This window comes from Pseudomonas sp. C32 (assembly GCF_030417915.1).
Taxonomy (GTDB): Bacteria; Pseudomonadota; Gammaproteobacteria; order Pseudomonadales; family Pseudomonadaceae; genus Aquipseudomonas.
Map to the genome: position 1 here is coordinate 19496 of NZ_JAUHUK010000015.1, position 19258 is coordinate 38753.

Consider the following 19258-nt stretch of genomic DNA (forward strand, 5'->3'; position numbering starts at 1 on the left):
TATCCCCTTCAGCGCTTCAGAGCAATTGCGGAAAGACCTGCAAACCGAGCACCGCTCTGTTCTTCGATTCGAAGCAGCTGGTTGTATTTGGCGAGTCGATCCGAGCAACGTACGGAGCCAATCTTGATTTGCCCTGCGGCTGTACCAACAGCAAGATCCGAGATGAAACTGTCTTCAGTCTCACCCGAACGTGCTGACACAACGGGGGCGTAACCGTTTCGACGAGACTCTGCAATCACATTCAATGTGCCGGTCAACGTGCCGTTCTGGTTCACCTTCACCAGCACCCCGTTTGCCACCTCACTGGAGATGCCATGACGCACACGCGCAAGGTTGGTAGTAAAAAGGTCATCACCAATAAGGCGCACCTTCGCGCCTAAACGAGACGTCAGCTTTGCCCAGCCTGCCCAATCTTCTTCATCAAGACCGTCTTCAATGGAGGCAATGGGGAAGTCGCGAACCCAGCCATCCAACAGATCGATAACCTCAGAGCTTTGATAGTCGCGTCCTTCACGCGCAAAACGGTATGTTCCGTTAGGTCCCTTCAGTGAGCTAGCCGCGACGTCAATTGCAATGAGCATATCCTTGCCTGGCTCGAGGCCAGCCTCAAGGGTAGCTTCAACCATTAGCTCCAAGGCTTCACGGCCGGTGGCGAATCCAGGCGATAATCCACCCTCATCCGCGAGCAATGTAGTTAGGCCACGCTTGGCCATAACGCGAGTTGCCGCGCTACGAATTCTCGATACGAGATGAATTGCCTCTTCTGACGACTCCGCGCTCGCGGGGATTGCCAAAAAATCCTGTACGTCCATGCCGCGCCCAGCATGCAAACCGCCGCTCAGGATATTTACCATCGGCATCGGCATCGTTAGCTCCGAGCAACCGGCAAGCTCCGCAATTCGCTGATACAGCTCCTGCCCGGTACTGAGAGCAGTCGCCCGACAGATCGCCAGAGAGCACCCAAGGATTGCGTTGGCGCCAAGGCGACTGAGTTGAGAGGTACCGTCAAGCGCTAGCAATGCAGAATCGATAGCCTCCTGATCCAGAGCATCCGCGCCCTTCAAGGCATTATTGATTTCTACATTTACATTTTTGACAGCCTGAAGGACTCCACGACCCTCGTATAGGTTTGCATCTTCGTCACGAAGTTCGTGAGCTTCGGCGGCACCCGTGGAAGCACCCGAAGGAACGGCAGCGCGACCCAGACTGCCATCGACCAGGCGTACATCCACCTCGACGGTTGGACGCCCGCGGGAATCGAGAATTTGGCGAGCGTGGAGTGATTTGATAGCACGGGTAGTCATGGAATTAGAACTCATTAAATTGGAGAGGGTCAGGCGTTCGGCTTATTACGAGCCTGCTCAGGTGCTTCACCTTTCAATACGCGAACCACTTCCTCGCTTGCGCGGCGGCGCAGCTCGAGAAGCGATGCATCTGAGGAGAACGCAACGTGTGGTGTGAGCATCACGCCAGGGTGATCGAGCAGCGCTGCCGGTACCTCCGGCTCACTTTCAAGGACGTCCAATCCGACGCCATCCAATCGGCCGCTCTGAAGGGCTTCGATCAACGCGTCAGTATCGACAACCCCACCACGGCTCACGTTAATCAGTAGTGCGCCATGCTTAACCGTTGCCAGATTTGAGCGATTGATCAGGTGATGGGTGCCCTCCATCAGAGGTGCATGCACGATCACAATGTCTGACTGACTCAATAGCTTATCGAGGGTGACAAACTCGACCTGACTTTCTTCCTTCGGCGGATAGGGGTCGTAAGCCAAAACACGAGTGTTGAATGCCGAAAGCTTCTGAGCAGTGCGCCGGCCAATTCGACCATATCCAACAATGCCGCAGGTCAGATTACGCAGACGACGAAGTTTCGCGCTCGCAGGGTTCCAAGAACCGTTTTTGACATCACGATCAAAACGAACTAGACCACGCGTCCAGGCGATCGCAAATCCAACGGCATGATCGGAGACCTCTTCGACACAGTAGTCCGGCACATTTGTGACCCAAAGGCCGCGCTGCGTAGCGGCGTCTACTGCGATATTGTCGAGTCCGACGCCTAAGCGAGCAACGATCTGAAGTTGCTCTGACGCGGCGATCGCTTGAGCAGAGACCGGCGCCCAGCACGTGAGGATTGCCGAAGGTTGATGCTGTTTCACCAGCGCTTCAATTTCCTCAGCGGAAGACGGTTTAGCCGGGCCGCTGACTAATTTGAACCCGGCTGACTCAATGATTTGGCGCTCAACACTATCATCTGGCCAGGCGAAGTCCGTGAGCAACACGCTATGAACATCGGCAGTCAAAGTCATTTCACTTGTCCTTATTATTAATGCTGTGGTTATTGGACCAACGTGTCCTGGCTGCCAAAACCACCTATAGATGCGTGCAGGCGATCACCTGGTCGCAGGTATCGTTGGTGGTGGCTTCCAAATCCGGCAGGAGACCCTGTACAAATCACGTCACCAGGTGATAGCTGGACGTGGCGTGAGATATAGGCAAGTTGCTGCGAGATACCAAAGATCATGTCTTCGACAACCCCGCTCTGCATAAGCTGACCATTGAGCAACAAGCTCAACCGCAAACCTTCAGGATCGCTTACGCAACGCGCAGGTATCAGGTAAGGCCCTAAGGGAAGAAAGCCTGGGGCGTTTTTTGCCTGCAGCCAATCGGTACCGAACCCAGCGGGTTCTGCGCGAAAAACGCGATCACGAATAGTGATGTCGTTGGCTACGGTGAATGCAGCTACGTGTTCAAGTGCTCGCTCAACAGGGACGTTTTTCGCAGGCTTACCAATGACCACTGCAAGCTCCACCTCCCAATCGACTTGGTCAGTCGTAACCGGTAAATGCAGAGTATCGTGGGGCCCTGTGACAGACGTTGGGGATTTGCTACAGACGTACGGAACGCCTTTTTCACGTTGAGCAATGAACGCCTTCGCCTTCTCAAGCAGTACCGCCTCAGAGGGCTCTTCAGATGAGGGACCTCGTTGAGATAGCCCAGCGTCGAGAATTGCTTCGGTCACCTGTGCACGATAGTTACCGATGGTGCAAAACACTTGCCCTGGTTGTACGGGTGAATGCAACTTGAGCACGCTTTGCGGGATAACCAGCCCATCCAATCCAGACGAATCAAAGTGAGCCGACACTTGCATCAACGCCTCCTGATTACCCTCCCAATGTTCAAGGAGCGTGCCCATACAATCGGTCCCAACCAAAGGGAAACCTAACTGCATAGCGAACGCTTTAAGTGCCGTCAGGGCAATTGCGTTTTCGCCCACAATCAACGCTGGAAATGGAGGGCAACCCGCCATTGATACATTGCCAATTCGGCATGAGCTCGCAATGGAACTGTGCACGAACATTTCTCCTTAAATCCGCGATTCCCAGCCAGATAACAAATCAATAACCAAAACGCTCTCACCCAAGTGCTGCTGCGCTCGAGAAAAACCTGTCGAATTTAGTGACGCTGTTATCTGACTGAATTATGAGGCGACTACGCTTGTGGCTTTTTCTCAGGTGTGTAGCCCGGAGCGTATTCGTACTCCCATGGCGCGGCGTCCAACATAAAAGGCGCCATGTTGGTGACAAAACTGAAGAAGCCAAACATCGGATTCCAAACACGTGGCACCCAACTGTCATCCACATGATCAGAGTCCGCGCCGTACTCCGCCTGGCCACCTGTAGGACATGGCAGATAAAGGAACAGTGAAGATGCAATGCGATGACGACCCAAGCCCCAAGCCGACTTTGGCCATCCCTGACGCTGCATATGGTTCGCGCCAACCATCACTTCATCGACATCATCAACACCAAAGTTGACGTGATCAAAGCGAAGCTGACCGTCCATACCCCAGACATCCGGACCCTTGAACGGCAGGTTGGCGTTCAGGAAATAGATGTTGTGGTGATCATGAGCACCAGATGCGCGACCAAAGATACCGAAGCCTTTTTGAATATCAGACACTCGGAAATTCAGGCGATCACGGTAGAACGCCCAACTTTTCTCCACGTCTGGCGTTTGAAAAACCACGTGTTGAATGGTCTTGGGGCGAGCCTTAACGATCCATTTACGGTGCTGGTTGATGCGATTGACGTTGCCAGGTGAGTTCGAAGGGCTTGGCGCAGATACCACCGGAATCTTGGTGAAAACCTTGAAACCTATAGCCAGGCCGTCATCCGTAAAACAGTGAGCGGTGCCGTCCTCGTCGAATCGTACTTCTCTGTCTCGAGCAAGATCCTTAAGCAGCTTCTCGAGGTTCTGTGGAGTGTCGACTCCCCAGATCACTTCCTGCACACCAATACCCACGATGCTACTTTTAGGGATAAGCGGGTCATTGATAGAGCGGATGATTACGTTCGATCCTTCGTCCAAACGAAAGTGAGCATGCTCACTCGAACTCTCAACAAGAGGCAGCCCGAAATCGACAAAATAGCGAGTGCAAAGCTCGACGTCATCAACGCCATATAAGACTGTCTCAATACCGTTGATCATTTATCTGTTCCTTCTACTAAGCATGTATTTCGTTGAATTCCCAAGCCGCTAATAGTCGACTCGACAATATCCCCGTGTTGGAGGAAGCGATTGAAGTGAGCACCGTTTCCGGCAGGCGATCCGGTGCACAAAATGTCGCCAGGGTTCAGCTGAACCAGGCTGGACAAATATTCGATTTGCCTCGCAACATCGAAAATCATGTCGGAGGTACTTTCGTCCTGTTTCACTTCAGCGTTGAGCTTCAGCGTCAGGCGCAGATTCTGTGGGTCCTCCACAAAAGCGCTGGGAACCAGATATGGACCAAGGGGCAAATAAGTAGGGCTACTTTTCCCGGCAATCCAGTCAGTCCCCATTGCCTTCATGTCGTCTCGACGCCAAATCTGGTCGCGGTTGGTAATGTCGTTAGCAATGGTGTATCCCGCGACATAACTCAGTGCATCCTCCCGACTGATGTGCCGCCCTGCTTTGCCTATCACGACGGCTAACTCGAGCTCCCAGTCTGCTTTCTTCGTGTGAGGAGAAATCAAGATAGGATCGTACGGGCCAGTAATACAGGCGGCAGGCTTACTAAACATGTAGGGATCGCCGGTTAGAGACCTCTCCTTCATGATGTTTTCGGCGTGTGCCCGCAGCTGTTCGGGAGTAAAGCCCTGAGTGTCCGGACTATCACCTGGACCCGCCGCAACAATCAGGTCCACTACGTGCTTGAAGTAGTTAGCGCCAGAACAAATAACCTGCCGCGGACGATCCAGGGGGGCATGGACGCGCAAGCGCTCCACTGGAATAAACTTCGCTCGAATATCAGCGGTATCCAGCTGGGAGAGGACCAATCGATTAACTGCAGCAGTCAGAGCCCTTATGGTCGTGCTCCAGTCCTGCAGGAGTTCAAACATTCCGGAGCTTTCAGGCAAACCGCATCCGAGGTCGAGGCACAACGTCCGCAATGCCTCAATCGCGATTACCTCATCGTTCAAAACGAGTCCAGGAAATGTGGGCCCCCCTGCCGTTGAGAATGTCCCTAGCGCAAAGGGTAAAGGCGCTGTTACATGGCTCATCTGCCATATCCTCATCTTATTGTTTTTGAGGAAGCACTTAAGTCGCCTAGCCCGATGCTGCTGCTAGCGTGCTTCGTCCCGTTGAGGTAAGACTATTTTTCGAGCGACCACTCTGTAAAATGGTTAATTCGGTTTGTTGCTATCGCTAACATGGATACCTGGAGGCGCGATGCGTTTTAAAGGCTTGGACTTGAATCTGCTCGTGGCATTGGATGTTTTGCTCGCACAGAAAAACATCAGCCATGCTGCGGACAGCGTAAACCTGAGTCAGTCGGGGATGAGTGGTGCTCTGGGCAGGCTAAGGGAATATTTCAAGGATGATTTACTGGTACTGGTGGGCAGAAATTTAGTGCTGACACCGCTGGCTGAATCTCTGGTCATACCCGTTCGCGAAGTTTTGATGTCGATAGATTCAACAATCGTTACTCGTCCGGACTTCAATCCAGCGACAGACGAGAGGACCTACCGAATTCTCGTTTCCGAACTGACCATGCTCTTGCTCATACCCACGGTTGTTCGGCGGCTGGCTCACGAAGCTCCGCTGATCAAAATCGAGCTAATCGCCCAGCACACCCCTCAGGAAATGCTCGAACGCGGAGAGGCAGACCTGATGCTAATCCCCGAACAGTTTCTCGCTCCGGAGCATCCGCGACGCAAACTTTATGAAGAGAGTTACGAGTGTGTGGTGTGGTCCGAGAATGACCGATACGGCGACACTTTAAGTTTTGAAGAGTACATCGAAGCGGGTCACGTGACGGTTCAACATGGCCCAAATCACATTCCTGCATTCGATGGCTGGTTTCTCAACCACTACGGGGTTTTACGCAAGACGGAGATCATGACTTCGAACCTGACTTTCCCTCCCTTGCTCGTGGTAGGGACACAGCGTATTGCGACAGTTCATAAACGTCTGGCCGCAAAAGCAGCGGAATATTTACCCATTAGAATCCTGCCGCCACCCATCGATATTCCGCCGCTAAATCAGATGCTTCAATGGCACAAAAATCGCTCAAGTGATCCTGGCCTCATGTGGGTATGTGATGTCCTGGCAGAAGAAGCCAGCAAGGTCTGACACTGCAGATTCAAATGCCTCGAAGGTTTCTCACCGACCGATTTGAAGAGCTAACTTATCACGGATCGAGGTATCCACCCCAAGGATACCTCGCATCCAGACAAACGATTTGATAAATACACCATCCCCTCCCTAACCTTCTTCCAAGGTCGCAAGTCCAGTCGGCCTATGCACTTTCATCTCCCAATGAAAGCGGCATGTTCTTCATGAGCTGGAAGTGACATGAATAAAAATAAGATAAGTGCGGACGATCTCGTACCCGCAATACATCGCATTCTTCTAAAGATCACGGCACGGCTAAATACCACTGCGCCAGTCAGACCGTGCTTGGCTTCTGCGCTCCTGCACGCCTCCAACAAAAATCAATGCCTATGGCCGAGTATCCCTTTTTCGATTGAATCATCAGATTCAAACGGGGACACGCATTCACAGGTTGATGGGTGCAGCAGACATATCCCGTGGCCATGACTGGAAACCAAAAATTTCAGATCAGCTAGGGAAACGGCTCCTCTTACGCACTGCAGGTGAGTCGTGCATCACCCGAGGAATTACACGCATGTTAGATGTCATTGTCAGTCAAAAAACGAAAGAAGCTGAGGGAATTTACAGCTTTGAACTGGTAGCTGTAGAAGGGTCATCCTTACCACCTTTCAGTGCCGGATCACACGTAGACGTTCACCTGCCAGACGGTTTGGTTCGCCAATACTCTCTATGCAATTCGCCCAACGAAGAACACCGCTACCTGATTGCCGTGTTGCTCGATCCAGCCTCCCGTGGCGGCTCGAGCGCCATGCATGAGCAGGTTCATGCGGGATGCCGCCTAAAAATTAGCGAACCTCGAAACTTGTTTCCTCTGGAAGGTGCTGCAGCCAAATCGGTTCTTTTTGCCGGAGGCATAGGCATAACGCCCATTCTTTGTATGGCAGAACGGCTAACACAGGCTGATGCCAACTTCACACTCCACTACTGCTCCCGCTCCGAAGAACGAACTGCCTTCGTCGAGCGCCTTCGTAACTCACCCTTTAACGAGCATGTTCACATCCATTTCGACGATGGTGATGCGGCTCAGAAACTATCTACAGAAGCCGTTCTCGCCGGTGCTAGTCCTCAGGACCACCTGTACGTGTGTGGACCCGGCGGATTCATGGAGTTTGTGCTCAGCGAAGCGCGAAAGTACGGCTGGGCAGAAAGTCAGCTCCATCGCGAATACTTCAGCGCAAACGTGGTCGCCAAAGATGATGACGGCAGTTTTGAAGTAAAGCTCGCCAGCAGCGGTACTTCGTATTCTATCCCGGCCGACCGAAGCGTCGCTGAAGTACTGATCGACGCGGGTATCGACATCCCCCTGTCCTGCGAACAAGGCATTTGCGGAACGTGCATGACCAGGATCATCCAGGGCACCCCGGACCACCGCGACATGTTCATGACTGACTCGGAGCACGCTGCGAACAATCAGTTCACACCCTGCTGCTCTCGATCAAAGTCGCCATTGCTCGTCCTGGACATTTGAAAAAAAACTCCAGCGCACCGCTATGACTGCCACCGCCAGTATCCCGAAAGCGAACAATAAAAAGGAGACACACCGTGAAAACAGCGACTATCCAGCAGTTCGATCCACAGAGCAATTCCACGCAGGGAGGCTTTCCACAGGATCAGTGGTATGTGGCAGGTTTCTCCTGGGAACTGGCTGACAAGCCCGTCGCCCGCACGCTCCTTGGCCAACCGCTCGTGCTCTTTCGTGACAAAGATGGCAAAGCCTCTGCACTTGAAGACCGCTGCTGCCATCGCGCCGTGCCTCTCTCCCTTGGAACACTTGAAGATGGAGCGATCCGCTGCGGTTATCACGGCCTGCTCTTCAACGGCGAAGGCCAGTGCCTGGAAATTCCTGGCCAAGTGAAGGTTCCTGGTGGAGCCCGAGTGCGCGCGTTTCACGTTGTCGAGCGCGATCAAATCATTTGGCTATGGCATGGGAAAAAACCGGCGGAGTCGCCCGGGAGTGAACCGCCAGAGTATCCGCATCACTCCAGCGGAAAGTATCTCTTTGACGGCGACGTGTATCACTACCAAGCACCTTGGCAGCTCATTCACGACAATCTGTTGGATCTCAGCCATTTGGGCTACGTGCATCTACGCACTATCGGCGGGAACGCGAAAATTCATATGAACGCGCAGATGCAGGTCACCGCCGATGACAACTCTGTCCGGGTTGTGCGGCATATGCCTGACTCTGAACCCCCACCCACTTATACAGCGGCATATCCCTTCAAAGGTCGGATCGATCGGTGGCAGGAAATTGAATTCCACCTGTCACACCTCTTGATTTGGACAGGTGCGGTGGACGCTGGAAGCGAGTCGGTGACGGCCCCGGATCGGGGCGGCTTTCACATGCGCGGGTTCCACGGAATCACCCCTGAAACTGAGACGACCTGCCACTACTTCTGGACGATGGCGACCAATCCGGTTTCGGACCCCGAGGAAACCAAACGTAAAGTCATCGAGCAGACCACGCTGACTTTCGATGAAGACAAACAAATCATCGAAGCTCAATACGCAAACATGTGCCGCTTCGGTGCAAAATCGATGATCGATATCCACGTTGACGTGGGTCCGAACCGGGCCCGACGTATCGTTGAGCGTCTTTTGAAAGACAACCTATAACACCGTACTAACGTGGCTTTGGAGTGATCGCGGCATAGCAACAGTGTTGCTCGTTCGTTCCATCGCCGACCTGAAGTTTTTCTGCTCTCTGACCTTTTTCCCACTACCGGAGAGCGAATAGTGTTGAGGCCGATGCCGAGTTGACCCACGTGCCGACGCAAGACTGCCCCACCTCTAAATCGGCACGAACTCTGCGCAGGCAATGTTGTTCGAGGAATAAGACTGGGTCAGTGACATCTCGGCAACTGGGGAAATTCGGCGTCAGCGCCAACACATAGTCCTCAGACAGAGGGCGCAAGAGCAGCTCTGTACGCATCGACCCCTTACCATGCATGTGAATTGGTAGGTTACCCCCTACTGGTGTCGAACCCTCGCTGACGATCCCCGTAAGACTTGGTAGCGACCTTGCACAGGTAACTGGCCCGCCGGAATAACTCCGGTAGTTCATCCACCTTGCCGCCGGGGACGTCCCGGTATATCCGATAGGTAGCATTGTCAGTGATATTCACCAGTCCTTGGACTTGATCGACCGATAACCCCAACGCACTAGCCCACGCCTCCTCCAGGCGCGATACGAGATTTCGTCTCGTAGATTGCAGCCGGCCCGGCCTGTGGTAAGCATCGTGATTGAGCAGGATTACAAGGTGGTAATGCGACCGTCCCCTCTCCCCTACTTCTCTTGCCCAGGCATAACGAACCTTACAATCACGAGTATCCCTCTTTTGCTCACGTAGCTGAGTGCGGTGGTATTCGATCTTGGAGCAGAAGGACTCGATGAACCTGCTGATGACTTTGTTGGTGTCAGCGTAGTCAGACAGTTCGAGATCTCTCGGCAGGTTGAGGTCCACCCGAAATGCCATGACCCTCGGATAATGGATTAGTGCGCGCTCGATAACACGATGGAGACGGGATAAGTACTCTTCTACGAATGGCCCCTTTTCGATCATCAAGGGAAGGCCATGGTAGGCCGGCTGGTGGTACAGGTGGAGGTTGGTGTTGCTGGGATGACGAAGCAGGCGGTGGCTCGTGTTATCGGAATGACGAAGCATGGGTATGACTCCTGGTTGAGTTTCATACCGATCTCCATCATGTGTATTTTTTTACTCTCGTACTGGCTACCTGACGCTCTTGGACTGCATATCCTGGTCAGTGCTTGCAGCTCATGCCTCAGCAACTCTGTGATCCCTATGGGTAGGAGGAATTAGTGCTGATAGAAGGGCTTACTGAAGTAGGAAGTGAGTTAGTGCTGGTAGAAGAGCTAGTAAAAGCATAATACCCGTGCCGCAAATGACGCTCTCGACTGCACCGTGATCGTCGAGTGGTTTTTCACGGCCACACCGTGAATTTCACTCACTGATCTACTCCGGTGATAAACCATCGATCATTCACCATGGCACAGCCAGAAGCCTAGCCTCCTGCCTCCCAGTGGACCGAGCAATGAGGAGTAGCATTGCTCGGTTTACACAGGGCGTCCGAAAGTGGATATACGGCCCTCCTGCATAAGCGGCCATGACCGGCTATCCACCGGTCATGGCGCTTATGGTGGCTTCCTAGCCGGCCATACTCAGGCGGTTAGGTCGAATCGCCGTTCCCTCAGCCAGATCACGCTCCTCGATCCTTGCCAGGATCCAGTCGTGTACTTCGCTTTCAACCCAGCCGACACAGCGCTCGCCGAGTGATACTGGTTTCGGGAAGGTGTCTTCCGCGATGTATTTGTAGATGGTCGACCGTGCTAGGCCGGTGGAATCGATGACATCTTTCAGCCGGATGATTCGCATGAGCGGGCTCCTCTGTATGGCTCAGAGGAATGGCGGGGTTAGTAAAAAATGACTTACCCCTTCACCAGCCGTCTCGCGGGAGACGAGGCCAGCCCACAGAATTGTCGATCCTGCAGCGACATCTCTGCCTCGGTTTCCCAGGTTTGAGGCTCAACCACGCTATGCCTTGCTTCCCGTAGGACCATGCACTCAGGAGCGCCCAGCGGGGGCGGCTGCAGCACCAATGTAATGACTTGATAACCCGCGTTCGCGGATGCCGGCAGGATGCTCAGGCATCCTGGTTCAAACCCGATCCAAGTCACCTGATCAAACCTCACCTTGAACTCCCGGGCTATATCAAACACCAGACGGCAAAAATGCTCGACCACCGCCCCTAACTCAGTATTCGTTGGCCCATCTTCGAGTGCCGATGGTTTGCGCAGTGCCGCAGCGATATTTGCCAACAGCCAGCCAGCGTCAATTGGCTGAACACGATCAAGGTCAAGCCAATGCCGAGAAAGCAGATCAGAGGCATGGCGCAACAGCATGTGCTGAAGCAGCTCGAAAACTTCGATTTTTTGCCCTGCTAGAAATCGAATCACCGCACCGGGAGTTTTAGACTGAGCTTCACCGTGCCTACTTCTGTGGGCCTGCATATCCCGCCGAAGAACTTCCCCGTGATCAATACGCTTGCCATCCCAGTCCCTGGTCACATGCACCATTACCGCAGTACTGTTTTTCACAGCGAATATCGAATGATTCAGATTGAGGTAATACGTACTGCTGATCTTCCCACCGCCAAACACCGAACTGGATAATCCCGGCACCCACCGACGGACCAACCCCAAGGCGACTAACCGCTGAAGTCGATACCTTAGGCTATCGGTATTGAGCCCGGTGGCACGGCGTAAATCGACGTTACCTATCCCCTGAACCATGCCAAAGCGGTCCGCATGCGCCAGCAAAACACCCAGCAATAAACGATTACAGGCACTCAATTGACCGCGAGCACCATGGGGTGCGGGCTTACCCTGCCTGGTAAGGGCCGACCTCTCCTTCCGTCCTTCCTGAGCCTCTCCTAACCTCTCCGTCACCATTGCGGCGCCAGAAAAGAGCCGTTGTAGGTGTTGGGAGTGGAGCCCGTATGGGCGTTGATTGGCCCTCAACGAAGCGATCGCTCCCGCTGCAAGTAGGTAACGAATTGTCGGCCGGCCACGTCCGACCAATTGCGACAACCGACACACTAGACCGACTGACACGAGTTCAGCTAGAGCGGCACTGACCAGCGTTTCAGAAAGCTGAAGCTGTTTAGCTAGCACCTTGCCGCTGTAGACAGTGTGCTCGTTGGAATCCTGAAGAACATCGCACGCCATACATTAGCTAGAGCGCTTTCCGCGATTAAATTTTAGCCGACAGCTCCCCCAGTGTCATGGAAATTGAAGGCTCTCTCGAAACCGTAGCAGGTCATATTCGGGTCAGGCCCATGCACCAAAATCAGCGATGAGTGACCTTTGCGGTGAGTCCTCGCTTTAAAACACTCTTTGCCTGAGTGGCCGATGGTGACCCCGAGCTTACTCTCTAAACAAGTCGATCAAGAGAGAGACCTACGAGCCAGGCGAGGCGCCTTCAAAGTCGCTCGGGCAGTTGTCGGGAGAGGGCCTACAATCCGCTCTTGGCCGAATACGGCCATTCACGAATGACCGCTTTTGGCCGGTTGTTGCCTGTCGCAAAGGGCAGTAACCGACCCTCTCCGGCCGTTGAGGCTATCTCGACATGAATGGCAGCTTCCGAGAAGCAGCGGCCATTTAACAACCGAGGTCGTATGCGATCACCTGCTGCAGTGAGCCGCACAGGAGCCGCTCGCCATACGCCCTCTGTCGCAGCGAAACATTCAGTCCCGATCCATCTGCGAGGCGCTTCGCGACTGAACGTCGTGCACTTTCGGATCGCTCCCAAGACTCCGGGAAGTCATCTCCCGCGTGGTTGAGTCCTTGCCTTGGAAACCTTACAGAAGGCTTTCTACTGTTCTGTAGCAATAATATGCAACGCTCAGCCGCTTATAATCCATGGCTTTAGTGTGGTTTTTAACCATGCTGGGCACAAGGGAGGGGCAAGCAATGCGACAGCCGAAGATCGTAATCGTTGGTGCTGGACTGGTGGGCGGGTCGGCGGCCTTGTTCGCGGCCGTGGCCATTCCGAGTGCAGAGATCATCATCGTCGATCTGGCCCGAGGGCACGCCGAAGGGCAGGCGCTGGACCTCGCCCACGCCGCAGCATTCTGGGGGCACAACCGCTTCTATGCCGGCGATTATGAGAGCGCGCGCGACGCGGACATCATAGTGATCACTGCCGGCGTAGGTGTGAAGCCAGGGCAGACCCGTCTGGATTTGGCGAGTACCAATGCGCAAGTCGCGCTGGAAATTGTTGATCGCACCGCGACACTGGCTCCAGATGCGATCTACCTCCTCGCGAGCAACCCCTGTGATGTGTTGGCCGGCGTCGTTTTTGACCGACTGCGCTGCGCCCGGGAGCGCGTCATCAGCACCGGCACCTCCCTCGACACCGGGCGACTGCGATCGCTTCTTTCCCAGCGGCTGGGCGTCGAAGCACCAGCGATTGACGCCTACGTACTCGGCGAGCACGGCACGTCCGCGCTGATCGACTGGTCCGGCGCAACGGTCTGCGGCATGCCCCTCGAAATATTTCTGGCCAGAAGCGGCAAGGAGCTGGGGCCGGCCAGCCGAGATAGGGTCCTGCGCTCCGTCCACGACGCAAGACTCATCAAGGAAGGCAAGGGCGCTACTCACTACGGGATCGCCAGTGCGATTGGACGAATTTGTCAGGCCATCGTGCATGACACCGACCTCATCCTTACGGTCGGCATCGTGCATGCTGAAGTCGAGGGTGTATCAGAGGTGTGTGTGTCGCTGCCCATGGTAGTCAATGGCCGCGGAGCGCACTTGCTGGCTTATCCGGACTTCAACGCTAACGAGCGAGAGGCCCTGCAGGGCAGCGCGCGGATTGTCAAGGAAGCCACCGACAATGTGCTTCTCACTCTACGGTAGAAACATTGCCTACGCGTCAACCGAACAACGCCATCAGGAGGTATGTCATGGCTGTATCATCTGACAAGGATTCACTGCCGACAAGCTCGCTTGCGCCGAAACCAGGCTCCCCGTTAGGGGATCTCGGAAATGCTTGGAGATTTCTCGTCCCGGTGATTATCGGCATCGCCTTGTGGTTCCTGCCGGCACCGTCCGGCCTTGATGGGAAGGCATGGCACATGTTTGCCGTGTTCGTCGCCACCATCGCGGGCATCATGACCGCCCCTTTACCGATGTCGGCTGTAGCCATTATTGGCTCCACGGTAGGCGTCCTTGTTGGTGTCGTGTCTCTTGACGATGTTACCCGATCGACCGGCACGGATCTCGTTTGGCTGGTCATGCTTGCCTTCTTTATCTCGCGCGGTGTGATCAAGACGGGCCTCGGGCGACGCATCGCGCTCCTGTTCATGCGGTTGCTGGGCAAGCGGACCCTGGGGTTGGGATATGGCCTGGTCATCACGGAACTACTTATCTCACCCGCCATGCCGAGCATTACTGCCCGCGCCGGCGGGGTGATGCTACCCATTACCCGATCGATGGCGGAAGTTCTCGGCAGCCATGCAGATGATCCGGAATCCCGTGGCAAGGTGGGCAGGTATCTGATCCTCTGCGCCTTTCACGCGAATATCATCACTGCGGGCATGTTCATCACAGCGATGGCGGGCAATCCACTTGTGGTCAAGCTGGCTGCGGATCAAGGTGCTTTGATCAGCTGGCTCGACTGGGCAGTGGCAGCGTCCGTTCCGGGCTTGCTTTGTCTTGCCATCATTCCAGTAGCCATGCTGTGGCTTGCCAAGCCGCAGATTCGCCGGACGCCCGATGCGACAGCATTGGCTCAGAGAGAGCTGATTGCCATGGGGCCCATTTCGATGCAGGAAAAGGTCATGGCGGTCATTTTCCTTGCCTTGCTGGTGCTCTGGATTTTTGGCAAGGAACTGGGCATCGGCGCGACGCTGGCAGCGGCTCTCGGCGTCTCGTTACTGTTTATCACCGGAGTGCTGACCTGGCAGGATGCCCTTAATGAGAAAACCGCCTGGGACACGATGATCTGGATCGGCCTGCTCGTTATGCTGGCGTCAAAACTCAACGAGTACGGCATGGTTGCCTGGTTCGGAGAGGAGTTCGGCGCACATCTGGCTGGCCTCCCGAGACTCGCCGTCTACATGATGGTGGCGGTGATCTACTTCTACATCCACTACTTTTTCGCCAGCGCCACTGCGCATGTCAGTGCTCTTTTCCCCCTTTCCATGGCGCTGATGGTGGCCGCCGGGATTCCACCGTTCACCGCAGCGATTGCCCTAGGTATTCTGAGCAGCATCAATGGTTCTCTGACCCAGTACGGTATTGGCTCCGGCCCAGTCATGTTTGGCTCCGGCTATGTAACACAGAAGGAATGGTGGAAGGCTGGCTTGCTGATGAGTCTCATCTATATGGTCGTCTGGCTGGTCATCGGCCCGCTTTGGTGGAAAATCCTTGGGTATGTCTGAGATACAGGGCACAGAAATCAGGACACGTACGGCACAGATTGATGGCCCCGTACTCACCAATGACCTGCCGGAGGGCATGTCCCAACGAAGGGCCGCTTCAGCGGCCAGGCGGGTGTCCAGATATCTGTGTAACGGCCTGCATGAGTCTCTGGAGCGACTGTTATTTGCGGTTAACCACCTCCTGCGAAGGACCACTTATCGCTGTTCTCTGCCGATCATGGTTACAACGCGTGTTGATCAAATCCGATGCAATCGCAGGTCAAGTCGAATGCAAACGAGTGGTCAAGTGGAGCGCAATTTCGCAGCTCGCACACAGTGAAAACAACCCTTGGCGGGGTACAACAGCTGCACCTGGTTCTGCCAACCCGTCTCCTCACGTTCAGTCTCTCGCAGAACGTACACCTGCACGAGCCGAAGGACTGCCATTCAGCCGCCAAGGTCTTTTCGCTGATTCACGGGTTGAAGGACGGTTGAAACAGAAATTCGGGTAATCCGCTGGAGACCATGCCGCATAAGGGCTGCAAGGCCTTTCACGAATCAACCATAGATGAGGATTCAAAACGGCCCCCGGGGCCGCTTTTAACGTCCTCCCGAAGCTCCCCTGTTCGGTCACGGCTCAGGTAGACCGGAAGGGCTTTTCCCTCATTCACGGATTGACCGGCTTTAGATCGGGAGATTCTGGTAATGCCCTGCAAGCCACGCCGCGTAAGGGCTGCAAGGCCTTTCGAGAAACAACCATACGCGAGGATTTAAAACGATAAAAAGACTCACGGCCGCCTTCATCTCACCGTTACCGAACGAGCAGGTAGCCGAAGAAAATCCAGTGCGCGTGGTCGATGTTTTCGTCGATGAACTCGACCTGGGCGCACTTGGTTTTGAGGGTGTCGATCCTGCCGCAACTGGTCGTCCGGCCTATCACCCAGCGGTGTTGCTGAAGATCTATATCTACGGCTACCTCAATCGGATTCAGTCCAGCCGCCGGCTTGAGCGTGAGGCCCAACGTAACGTCGAGTTGATGTGGCTGACGGGGCGCTTGGCTCCAGATTTCAAAACCGTTGCCGACTTTCGCAAAGACAATGGCAAAGCCATTCGCAGCGTCTGCCGACAATTCGTAGTACTTTGCCGCAACCTCAATCTCTTCTCCCAATCAATCATCGCCATCGACGGCAGTAAATTCAAAGCCGTCAATAATCGCGACCGTAACTTCACCCAAGGCAAAGTGAAGGCACGCATGCAGCAGATCGAACAGAGCATTGATCGATATCTGGCGGCGATGGATTCGGCGGATCGGGCAACGCCCGAAGTGGCCGAGGCCAAAGCAGAGCGGCTGAAAGAAAAGATGGTGTGAAATACCATATGTTTGATTCGCTGTGAATATTGAATGACCGTTGAGTCTGCATTGATGCACATCAAGCTCAACTACGTGGTGAAAGCGTATTGATTGAGCACGTAATGCGATTGAGGGGATGATTGAATCACTGCTCTTTACGCCTATGAGTGCTCGCATTGCGTAAGTAACCCCGGCATGAATGAGCCCCACAGTGAGCTCAAAAATGGTCATGTACCGATTCAATCCACCGGGAATTTCGACAACTAAACCCCAACGTAATGGAACAGCTCAATGGATTTTGAAAGTCGGTACAACGCAGCGAGCGCTAAATACTTTGCGCAGAACCCAGCCCTTGAACTGGAAATAGAAGTCGCCATTGCCGGTAGCCTGGCTGAAATACACGCGGTAGGCAGCACGGTTGAAAAAGAGCGTGAGCTGCGGCAGATGGAAGCTTTTGCCGCTGAGGCCGTCGATCGAGGTTTGGAAATCCACGAACTTGTGATTCGTCTGCTGGCCGATTCACCTGAGCAGGCTCAGGCATGGCACCTTGACCACCATCGTCAAATCGCCGGCAGCCTCGGCATGGACTGGGAAAAATACAAAGCCATGAACCTGATTGGCTAATGGCGACCAGGCAGACCTTTCAGTACTTCGCCTTGAACGCCTGGGCAACTAGTGGGGCCGCCCTGACCTCGGTTAGGGCGAGTCGTCAAAAAACTGATCCTATATCGATCCAATATTGAAAATGGTGTGAAACACTATTTATTTGATTGGCAAAAAAATATTGGATTCTGAATCACCAGGCTAACCGTTCCCGCTCTTTGTCGAGGATCAGAGGATGGCTTTGAATGTGGGGTTCATGGCGCGCTTACACTGGGAGTTCATTCAGAAGAAACTCAAGTGAATCCGGTGGATCTCCTTGGAAGCACGGCCGATTGGCACTTTTTACCGGTTCGAACATTGGTATCACGACCCGTCAGCTCCCAAGCCCACTAACAATTGCCGAAACCATTGGTGGTATAGGTCTTGCGATAACGCACGTGCCAGGCGATGTTCATCGCAAAGGTGCCAAGATCAAAGAGTGACGACACCACTTCATCTATTTCCTTTTTCGTTTCAATGGTTATTCGTCCATTACCACAATTAAGCGTGCTTTTTGCGATATTCCCCAGGAGCCATCCCGAAACGGGATTTGAATGCAAAGAAGAAATGGCTTGAATCGGAAAAGCCCCAGGCATACCCAAGCGACGAGAGTGTTATATCGGCACTTCCTTGGCGCAGGGATTCGGCGCAAAAATCCAGGCGGCGATTCTTGATGTATTGCGCTACCACTAGCCCACTCTTGGCGAACTGGCGATAGAGCCCTCGTACCGATACGCCCATTTCCCTGGCTAGCATTTCCGGGCAAAGTTCTTCATTGCAAATATGCAGATCGATAAAGGCTAATGACTTGCGCATGATGCGCTCGTGGGGGGAAACCTCCTCCTGAGCGCGACCAATTGCTGGGCGCAACAAGCTGATGATCGCGTCCATCGTTGCTTCACTTTCCGCCCGGCTTAGAATCGGTTGACGAGTAACACTCATAATCAAACGGTGCGATAGTACGGCCATGGGCGAATTCGCGCTGATTTTCTCACCACAACGTACCTGCGAAAAACGCAGCCCCTGTTCGACCAAAGTCTGGGGCAGGATCAACGACAACTGTCTGGAGTATTCTCTATAAGTCAAATCACATGGCTGATCAGCATTGATCAGGGTGATGTCACCACTGCTCAGCACAACTTGATTTTCCCCTTGCGCCACCATCGCGCGGCCTTCTTGCTGGAATACGGCGAAATACTTACCGCCGTCACCCGCGGCCACTTCGCGAGCGCTTCGATACAGCTTGACTTGGCATGCTTCTACGATACTGAGATTTAGCGCGCCGTTTCTGAACTCGCTAATGTTGCCGTAGAACTCCGCACTGAGTGCCTCGGCATCGAAAGTGCCACAGACTTGGTTGATGCTGCGTAGCCAATTATCTAAACGTTCGCGAACCTGTAAGCCAGGATTCATTATGGTCACCCTGCGCACGAGCACTGTTATTTTACGCTAGTTTCCTCTTGGGCCGTAGTTTTTATCTCCCTACGCCGGTAGAAGCTTTTACTGCGCAGTGTGGGCATCGGCGGCTATAAAGCCGTTACCCTGGACACTACAAAAAATAGAAGACAGGATGCCCACTGGTGTTAACCGGAAACACGCTCTAGTAATGGAAAAGCCACTTGCGCACTGAGAGCGCAAAAGCACGGCAACTTTATGCATA

General features: G+C 54.0%; 15 protein-coding genes and 1 pseudogene. 7 read left to right on the plus strand and 9 right to left on the minus strand.

Annotated features, from left to right (window positions below):
* Window positions 1-8: 8 nt before the first annotated feature.
* The 5 genes from eno to QYH43_RS17860 form a co-directional block, all read right to left on the minus strand.
* Window positions 9-1304: a phosphopyruvate hydratase gene (gene eno, locus QYH43_RS17840; RefSeq protein ID WP_301157693.1), complete on the minus strand. Its 1296-nt coding sequence runs from the start codon at window positions 1302-1304 to the stop codon at window positions 9-11.
* Between the two features lie 29 nt (window positions 1305-1333).
* Complete coding sequence (locus tag QYH43_RS17845) at window positions 1334-2311, minus strand: C-terminal binding protein (RefSeq protein WP_301157694.1); 978 nt, start codon at window positions 2309-2311, stop codon at window positions 1334-1336.
* A gap of 29 nt (window positions 2312-2340) precedes the next feature.
* Window positions 2341-3357 carry a fumarylacetoacetate hydrolase family protein gene (locus QYH43_RS17850; RefSeq protein ID WP_301157695.1) on the minus strand — a complete coding sequence of 339 codons (1017 nt, stop codon included), beginning with the start codon at window positions 3355-3357 and terminating at the stop codon, window positions 2341-2343.
* 137 nt (window positions 3358-3494) lie between these two features.
* Complete coding sequence (locus QYH43_RS17855) at window positions 3495-4493, minus strand: VOC family protein (RefSeq protein WP_301157696.1); 999 nt, start codon at window positions 4491-4493, stop codon at window positions 3495-3497.
* Window positions 4490-5467: a fumarylacetoacetate hydrolase family protein gene (locus QYH43_RS17860; protein WP_301157697.1), complete on the minus strand. Its 978-nt coding sequence runs from the start codon at window positions 5465-5467 to the stop codon at window positions 4490-4492. The genes QYH43_RS17855 and QYH43_RS17860 overlap by 4 nt, the downstream gene beginning before the upstream one ends.
* Window positions 5468-5717: 250 nt before the next feature.
* Here QYH43_RS17860 and QYH43_RS17865 point away from each other — a divergent pair, with 250 nt between their 5' ends.
* From QYH43_RS17865 to QYH43_RS17875, 3 genes are all read left to right on the plus strand, one after another.
* Window positions 5718-6620 carry a LysR family transcriptional regulator gene (locus QYH43_RS17865; RefSeq protein ID WP_301157698.1) on the plus strand — a complete coding sequence of 301 codons (903 nt, stop codon included), beginning with the start codon at window positions 5718-5720 and terminating at the stop codon, window positions 6618-6620.
* 556 nt (window positions 6621-7176) lie between these two features.
* A complete protein-coding gene (locus tag QYH43_RS17870; protein WP_301157699.1) occupies window positions 7177-8130 on the plus strand; it encodes a PDR/VanB family oxidoreductase in 954 nt (317 codons plus the stop codon).
* Between the two features lie 74 nt (window positions 8131-8204).
* Entirely contained in the window at window positions 8205-9278 is a 1074-nt protein-coding gene (locus tag QYH43_RS17875) for an aromatic ring-hydroxylating dioxygenase subunit alpha (protein WP_301157700.1), read from the plus strand.
* Window positions 9279-9625: 347 nt separating this feature from the next.
* Here QYH43_RS17875 and QYH43_RS17880 read toward each other — a convergent pair whose 3' ends face one another.
* From QYH43_RS17880 to QYH43_RS17890, 3 genes are all read right to left on the minus strand, one after another.
* Window positions 9626-10327 (minus strand): inovirus Gp2 family protein, encoded by a 702-nt coding sequence (locus QYH43_RS17880; protein ID WP_301157701.1) that lies wholly within the window; start codon window positions 10325-10327, stop codon window positions 9626-9628.
* A 501-nt stretch (window positions 10328-10828) separates the two neighbouring features.
* On the minus strand, window positions 10829-11056 hold the full coding sequence (locus QYH43_RS17885; protein WP_301157702.1) for an AlpA family transcriptional regulator: 228 nt from the start codon (window positions 11054-11056) through the stop codon (window positions 10829-10831).
* Window positions 11057-11109: 53 nt separating this feature from the next.
* Window positions 11110-12033 (minus strand): hypothetical protein, encoded by a 924-nt coding sequence (locus QYH43_RS17890; protein WP_301157703.1) that lies wholly within the window; start codon window positions 12031-12033, stop codon window positions 11110-11112.
* Window positions 12034-13152: 1119 nt separating this feature from the next.
* Here QYH43_RS17890 and QYH43_RS17895 point away from each other — a divergent pair.
* From QYH43_RS17895 to QYH43_RS17910, 4 genes and pseudogenes are all read left to right on the plus strand, one after another.
* The gene (locus QYH43_RS17895) at window positions 13153-14100 is read left to right on the plus strand and encodes a lactate dehydrogenase (RefSeq protein WP_301157704.1); all 948 of its coding nucleotides are present in this window, start codon (window positions 13153-13155) and stop codon (window positions 14098-14100) included.
* A 47-nt stretch (window positions 14101-14147) separates the two neighbouring features.
* Window positions 14148-15626, plus strand: a complete 1479-nt coding sequence (locus QYH43_RS17900; protein WP_301157705.1) for a DASS family sodium-coupled anion symporter — start codon at window positions 14148-14150, stop codon at window positions 15624-15626.
* 757 nt (window positions 15627-16383) lie between these two features.
* Window positions 16384-16968 (plus strand): annotated as a pseudogene (locus tag QYH43_RS17905) (transposase); the annotation flags it as partial.
* 279 nt (window positions 16969-17247) lie between these two features.
* Window positions 17248-17580, plus strand: a complete 333-nt coding sequence (locus QYH43_RS17910) for a DUF6388 family protein (protein WP_301157706.1) — start codon at window positions 17248-17250, stop codon at window positions 17578-17580.
* 519 nt (window positions 17581-18099) lie between these two features.
* On the opposite strand, the gene feaR is transcribed toward QYH43_RS17910, so the two are convergent.
* A complete protein-coding gene (gene feaR / locus QYH43_RS17915) occupies window positions 18100-19011 on the minus strand; it encodes a transcriptional regulator FeaR (protein WP_301157707.1) in 912 nt (303 codons plus the stop codon).
* Window positions 19012-19258: the final 247 nt, after the last annotated feature.

Coding starts and splice junctions, on each gene's coding strand:
- eno (WP_301157693.1), bottom strand. CDS start 1,304: ATGACTACCCGTGCTATCAAATCACTCCACGCTCGCCAAATTCTCGAT.
- QYH43_RS17845 (WP_301157694.1), bottom strand. CDS start 2,311: ATGACTTTGACTGCCGATGTTCATAGCGTGTTGCTCACGGACTTCGCC.
- QYH43_RS17855 (WP_301157696.1), bottom strand. CDS start 4,493: ATGATCAACGGTATTGAGACAGTCTTATATGGCGTTGATGACGTCGAG.
- QYH43_RS17865 (WP_301157698.1), top strand. CDS start 5,718: ATGCGTTTTAAAGGCTTGGACTTGAATCTGCTCGTGGCATTGGATGTT.
- QYH43_RS17870 (WP_301157699.1), top strand. CDS start 7,177: ATGTTAGATGTCATTGTCAGTCAAAAAACGAAAGAAGCTGAGGGAATT.
- QYH43_RS17880 (WP_301157701.1), bottom strand. CDS start 10,327: ATGCTTCGTCATTCCGATAACACGAGCCACCGCCTGCTTCGTCATCCC.
- QYH43_RS17885 (WP_301157702.1), bottom strand. CDS start 11,056: ATGCGAATCATCCGGCTGAAAGATGTCATCGATTCCACCGGCCTAGCA.
- QYH43_RS17895 (WP_301157704.1), top strand. CDS start 13,153: ATGCGACAGCCGAAGATCGTAATCGTTGGTGCTGGACTGGTGGGCGGG.
- QYH43_RS17900 (WP_301157705.1), top strand. CDS start 14,148: ATGGCTGTATCATCTGACAAGGATTCACTGCCGACAAGCTCGCTTGCG.
- QYH43_RS17910 (WP_301157706.1), top strand. CDS start 17,248: ATGGATTTTGAAAGTCGGTACAACGCAGCGAGCGCTAAATACTTTGCG.
- feaR (WP_301157707.1), bottom strand. CDS start 19,011: ATGAATCCTGGCTTACAGGTTCGCGAACGTTTAGATAATTGGCTACGC.